This is a genomic window from Xanthomonas sp. SHU 308 (assembly GCF_000364645.1).
GTDB lineage: Bacteria > Pseudomonadota > Gammaproteobacteria > Xanthomonadales > Xanthomonadaceae > Xanthomonas_A > Xanthomonas_A sontii.
The window spans coordinates 1-5751 of the sequence record NZ_AQOK01000229.1 but is presented as its reverse complement, the minus strand read 5'-3'; the positions used below and the strand labels follow the sequence as shown (position 1 = coordinate 5751).

General features: G+C 71.9%; 5 protein-coding genes. 1 reads left to right on the top strand and 4 read right to left on the bottom strand.

Annotated features, from left to right (window positions below; genetic code table 11):
• The 3 genes from D588_RS0108535 to D588_RS0108525 all read right to left on the bottom strand — a co-directional run.
• On the bottom strand, positions 1-990 hold a 990-nt coding region (locus D588_RS0108535), incomplete at its 3' end, for an ROK family transcriptional regulator (RefSeq protein WP_017915665.1).
• Between the two features lie 276 nt (positions 991-1266).
• On the bottom strand, positions 1267-2082 hold the full coding sequence (locus D588_RS0108530) for an NAD(P)-dependent oxidoreductase (RefSeq protein ID WP_017915664.1): 816 nt from the start codon (positions 2080-2082) through the stop codon (positions 1267-1269).
• Between the two features lie 133 nt (positions 2083-2215).
• Positions 2216-2878, bottom strand: a complete 663-nt coding sequence (locus D588_RS0108525) for a serine/threonine-protein kinase (RefSeq protein WP_017915663.1) — start codon at positions 2876-2878, stop codon at positions 2216-2218.
• Positions 2879-3209: 331 nt separating this feature from the next.
• Between D588_RS0108525 and D588_RS0108520 the strand changes: the two genes are divergently transcribed.
• On the top strand, positions 3210-5222 hold the full coding sequence (locus D588_RS0108520; RefSeq protein WP_017915662.1) for a bifunctional DedA family/phosphatase PAP2 family protein: 2013 nt from the start codon (positions 3210-3212) through the stop codon (positions 5220-5222).
• A 94-nt stretch (positions 5223-5316) separates the two neighbouring features.
• Here the strand turns inward: D588_RS0108520 and D588_RS0108515 are convergent.
• Positions 5317-5751, bottom strand: a 435-nt coding sequence (locus D588_RS0108515) for a protease inhibitor I42 family protein (protein ID WP_017915661.1), incomplete at its 5' end; no start/stop codon positions are given.

The following is a 5751-nucleotide window of genomic DNA, read 5'->3' as shown; positions in this document are numbered from 1 at the left end:
TGGCAACGGCCGCGCCTGGCCGCGGCGCGGCTGGTTGTCGATGCGCACGTGCGGAATCAGCCGCGTCGCCAGCTCGCGCGGCATGCGCCCACCGAACACCACCGCCTGCGGATCGAAGATCGCCACGATCGCCGACACGATCAGCGACAGACCCGGCGCCACCCGCGCGATCCAGCGCTCGATCGCGGGCCACGCCGGATCGTAGGCGGCCAGCAACGCGCGGATGTCGGGCAGCGCGATGCCGTCTTCGGCCAGCAGTTGCCGCAACAGTTCCAGCGTGCCGCGCTCCAGCCCCTGCTGCGGCAGCATGCCGGCGAATTCGCCGGCGTTGCCGTGCGCGCCGCGCAGGCAGGTGCCGTCGATCACCACGCCGCCGCCCAGGCCGTAGTTGAAGTGCAGATAGGCGAAGTCGCGGTATTGGCGGCCGATGCCGAGCAGGCTCTCGCCCGCCGCCGCCACCGTGCCGTCGTTGTCCACCCACACCGGCAGGCCCAGCGCCTCGGCCAGCCAGTCGCCGATCGACAGCTCGCCCAGCGCGCGCAGCGGCTCGGGCGGATTCATGTGCACACCGTCCTCGACGAAGAAGCCGGTCATCGCCACCCCCGCGCCCAGGCGCGGACCCAGCCCGGCGCCGGCCGCCGCGGTCAGCGCCGCGTCGGCCTCGCGCAGTTGCGCCAGCAGCGCGGCCGGCTCGGTCGAGCGCAGCGCATGTTCGGCGGTGCCGCGGATCTGCCCGCTGAAATCCAGCAGCGCCAGCGACAGCGCATCGGTGGCGATGGCGTAGCCGACGGTATGGCCGTAACCGGGATTGAGCGCGATGCCCGCGCCCGGCTTGCCGCGGCCCGCGTGCGCCAGCGAGGCACCGATCGCGACCAGGCCGCGCTCGGCCAGCGCGTCGACCAGGCGCACCGCCGACTGCACGGTCAGCCCGGTGCTGCGGCTCAGATCAGCGCGGGTGGCGGTGCCGGCCAAGCGCAGGCGATCGAGCATGTGCCGCTCGTTGTCGCTGAGATCGGCGTGGATGGCGTGGCGGGACTCGGGAAGACGCGGCAGGGCGACGGCGACTGGAGCGGGCATGGGCGGCGGTGGCGTGAAGACCCCGGCAGCATAGCCGTGCCGCGCGTGGTCATCGCGGCAGCGAATGCGATCGGATGGAACAGAGCGTTTTTGCAACGCGTCGCCGCCCGTAGCGGCGCGTTGCGATCGCGGCCTCGCGACGCCCGCAACGCGCGGCCGCGGCAAACCTGGCGACGCGGGCGCCGCGTCTCAGTCCAGGAACAGGTCCGGCAGCAGCGGCTGCGACGGATCCAGCGCGTAGCCGGACAACTCGTGCACCCCGGCCTCGGCCAGCACCGCGTCGTCGATCAGGAACTGGCCGTAGAAGCCGGCCGCCGGCCGGGTCAGCACGGCGTGCGCGGCGTCGGCCATGATCTCCGGTCGGCGGCCGTTGCCGGCGTCGACGCCGGGAATCATGTTCAGCGCCTCGGTGGCGATCAGCGTGCGCGGCCACAGCGCATTGACGGCCACGCCCTGCGGGCCGAACTCGCCGGCCAGGCCGAGGGTGACGAAGCTCATGCCCATCTTCGCCAGCGTGTAGCCGGTATGCGGCGCCCACCACTTCGGGTCCAGCGACGGCGGCGGCGCCAGGGTCAGGATGTGCGGGTTGGCGCTGCGCAGCAGGTGCGGCAGGCAGGCCTGCGCGCACAGGAAGCTGCCGCGCGCATTGACCTGCTGCATCAGGTCGAAGCGCTTCATCGGCGTGTCCAGCGCACCGCGCAGCCAGATCGCGCTGGCGTTGTTGACCAGGATGTCGATGCCGCCGAAGGCCTCCACCGTCGCCGCCACCGCCGCACGCACCTGCTCCTCCTGGCGGATGTCGCACTTCAGCGCCAGCGCGCGCCCACCGGCCGCCTCCACCGCCGCCGCGGCGGTGTGGATGGTGCCGGGCAGCTTGGGATTGGGCACCGCCGACTTCGCTGCGATCGCCACATTGGCACCATCGCGCGCCGCCCGCAGCGCGATCGCCAGCCCGATGCCGCGCGAGGCGCCGGTGATTAGGAGGGTTTTACCTTTGAGGGTCATTGGAGTGGGAATGGAGAATGGGGAACCGGGAATGGGAAAAGCTTAGCGCCTTCTCGCTGCGTACCCGTGAGACCAGACGCGCGCGCGGTCCGCTTTTTCCATTCCCCATTCTCCATTCCCCACTCCCGGCCTTTCAGGGCTTCGGCCCCTGTCCCTCGTTGTCTTCCCACTTGAGCAGGCGCCGGGTGACGAAGCGATAGACCGGCTTGCCGCTGGCGAACCACAGTTCACGCACCCAGGAATGGCGCTTGAGCAGGCGCCGCTCGACCGGGGTCAGCGCGTGCGCGCAGTACATGCGCTTGTGCTTGAGCAGATGGCGCAGGTCCTCGCGCGCCAGCAGGCGCATCCAGCGCGAACGCGGCGCGCCGCGCACGGCCAGCTGGAAGTCGATCAGCGCCGGGCTGCCGTCTTCCAGCACCAGCCAGTTGGCCTCCTTTGCCAGGTCGTTGTGCGCCACCCCGCGCCGATGCACCTGCTGCAGCAGGCGCCGCGCGGCGCGGAAATAGGCCAGGTCGCCGCGCGGCGGCCGCTGGTACATCGCCGCGCCGTCCAGATAACTGCGATCCAGGAACGTGCCGTCCCAACCGCGCAGCTGCGGCGTCGCCGCCATGCCGTTCAGCTGCCGCAGGGCGAGCGCCTCGCGCCGCGCCAGCCACCATGCGGGCAGCCGCAGCCACCACGGCGAGGCGGTGAGGTCGCGGCGGACGAAGCGCGCCTCGCCCTCGCCCAGCAGCAGGATGCGGCCGAAGCTGTCGGCCTTGAGGATCTGGACGGTGCGGGAAGCGGGGGCAGGCATCCGGCCAGTGTAGAGCGTGCGACGCGGTTTGACGGGTCTGCGCGGTCGCCCGCCAGCTCCAGGCAGGCACCTGGTCCGGTGCTGCTCACCTGGGCGTCGTGCCAGGTGCCAGCGCATGCTGCGCCGGCGGATCGGCCGCCGCCCTGGGAAGCGACGGCGTCACGCACCGGCTTCGGCGTGGCGGCGCTGCCGGCACCGGCACGGGACGGCGACAACGACGCGCCCGACGGCAGACCAGGTCTGCCGGGCGGCCCGGTTGCGCAAGGCCGGTCGCCCGACACGGCACCCCGGCGCTAACGGACCGTCATCGCGCTCCCTCTATACTTGACCGATGAATGCCTCATGGACCGATGCCACGCTGGAGTGGATCGCAGCACACCCCATCCTGGCCGGCGCGGTCATCTTCGCCATCGCGTTCTGCGATGCGGTCATCATCCTCGGCACCCTGGTGCCGGCGCTGCCGCTGCTGTTCGCGATCGGCGTGCTGATCGGCCTGGGCCAGATCTCCGGCCCGTACGCGGTGGTCAGCGCCGCGCTCGGGGCGCTGATCGGCGATGCGCTCAGCTACTGGGTCGGCTATCGCTGGGGCCATCAGTTGCGCAACTACTGGCCGTTCAAGCGCTATCCGCAGTTGCTCGACCGCGGCGAGGCGATGTTCCGCCGCAATGCCTTCAAGAGCATCCTGGTGGCGCGCTATGTCGGCGCCATCCGTCCGTTCGTGCCGGCAGTGGCGGGCATGATGAAGATGCCGCTGCGGCGCTATCTGCTACCCAGCAGCGTGGCCGCGGTGACCTGGTCGCTGCTGTTTCTGGGACCGGGCTGGCTGTTGGGCCAGGCCTACGACGCGGTGGCCGCGGTCGCCGGGCGCCTGTTCCTGGTGCTGGGCCTGCTGGCGCTGGCGCTGGGCCTGGTGTGGGCCATCGTGCTGTACGGCTACCGCTGGTCGGCTGGGCACATGGACGCACTGCTGGCGCGCGGCCTGGACTGGTCGCGCCGGCACCCGGTGCTGGGCCGCTACTCGATCGCGGTGTTCGACCCGCAGCGCCGCGAATCGGTGCCGCTGGCGATGCTGGCGGTGATGCTGCTGGCGCTGGGCTGGGGCTGGTTCGCGCTGCTGATGGTGGTGGTGGCGCACGGCGAGCCGCTGCGCCTGGACTTGGCCGTGCACGACCTGATGCTGGCCCTGCGCAACCCGCTGGCCGACTATCCGATGACCGCACTGGCCTCGCTCGGCGACTGGCAGGTGCTGCTGCCGCCGACCGCGCTGGGCCTGCTCTACCTGGCCTGGCGCCGACGCTGGATGGCCGCGGCGCACTGGCTGGCGGCGCTGGCGTTCGGCCTGGCCCTCACCAAGCTGCTCGGCACCACCGTGCACGTGGTACGCCCGCCGGCGGCCAGCAGCGGTTTCGGCTTCCCCTCGGTGGCGGTGACCATGGCCACCATCAGCTTCGGCTTCTTCGCGGTGCTGATCGCGCGCGAGTTGCCCGGGCGCTCGCGGGTGTGGCCGTACCTGCTGTCCGGCGCGGTGGTGACCCTGATCGGCTTCGCCCGCCTGTACCTGGGCGCGCACTGGCTCAGCGACGTGGTCGGCGGCATGCTGTTCGGCATCTTCTGGCTGCTGGTGCTAGGCATCGCCTACCGCCGCCGCTTCAACCGCGGGTTCTGGATGAAGCCGCTGGCCTGGCTGTTCTACGGCGGCTTCGCGATCGCCGCGCTGTGGTACGCGCCGCGCCAACTGGAACGCAAGCTGGCCAAGTTCGAACCGCCGCCGCCGCAGGTCACGCAACTGGCGGACGCGGCCTGGTGGCAGCACGACTGGCGCACCCTGCCGTCGCGGCGCAACGAGTTCGACGACGACCAACGCTGGCCGTTGGACATCCAGGTGGCCGGGCCGCTGGCGCCGCTGCAGCGCCAGCTCGAAGCGGCCGGCTGGCGCGTGCAGCCGCAGGCCGGCTGGCAGCAGGCGCTGCAGTTGCTCGACTACAAGGCCACGCCGGCGCAGGTGCCGGTGCTGCCGGCGACGCTGGACACGCGGGTGGAATCGCTGCTGATGCTGCGCCCCGGTTCGAATCCGGACGAGCTGTACGCGCTGCGGCTGTGGCCGGCGCCGGCGCGCCTGCAGCCGGGCAACGTGCCGCTGTGGCTGGGCAGCGCGCAGAGCCTGCGCTACGAGCGCCACTTCAACCTGATCGGCCTGTGGCGACCGCTGCGCGGCGCCGATCCGGCGCTCAATGCGGTGACCGAGGCGCTGCACGCGCTGCCCATGCGCAAGGACATGCATCGCCGCAGCGAAATCCCGGTGCTGCTGGTGCGCAGCGAAGGCGAAGCGCCGCCGTCGCCCTGAGCGGCGGCGGCGGTACGCCTCACCCCCTCTCGAACCGATCGGTGCCACACCGGCGCTGCGCCGCTCTGCAGGCGCCGGCGGCGGGCGATGGCGGCTACTTCACCTCGACCCGGATCGAACGCGAGTCGGTGGCACGGTCCTCCCAATGCCGCGAGTAGACGAGCTCGATCGCGCCGCTGCCGTGATCGGTGGCCTTGAAGGTGTAGGTGACAGTGCTGGGGCAACCCATGCGACCGGTGGCGCAGGCCGTGCCGGGTGCATGCTCGATGTCGAGCAGCGCCAGCGGCGCGGGCAAGCTGCGCAAGGCCCAGGCACTGCCGGTCGACCCGTTCTCGGAGAGGGTGACCGCGAACAGTTGCCCGCGCTGCAGGGCGAACGGCTTCATCGACGGCGCCAGGCAGGTCTTGGGCGACACCTGACCGGCATTGCCGGTGACCAGGGCGATGGCGCCGCGCGGGCAGTCGGCCTGGCCGGCTGCGGCAGCGGGCGCGGGGGCCGTCTCGGCGGCGATGGCGGGCAGGCTCGGGCA

What these genes read in the sequence shown, in the direction of transcription:
- D588_RS0108530 (WP_017915664.1), bottom strand. Translation starts at nt 2,082, where the DNA reads ATGACCCTCAAAGGTAAAACCCTCCTAATCACCGGCGCCTCGCGCGGC.
- D588_RS0108525 (WP_017915663.1), bottom strand. Translation starts at nt 2,878, where the DNA reads ATGCCTGCCCCCGCTTCCCGCACCGTCCAGATCCTCAAGGCCGACAGC.
- D588_RS0108520 (WP_017915662.1), top strand. Translation starts at nt 3,210, where the DNA reads ATGAATGCCTCATGGACCGATGCCACGCTGGAGTGGATCGCAGCACAC.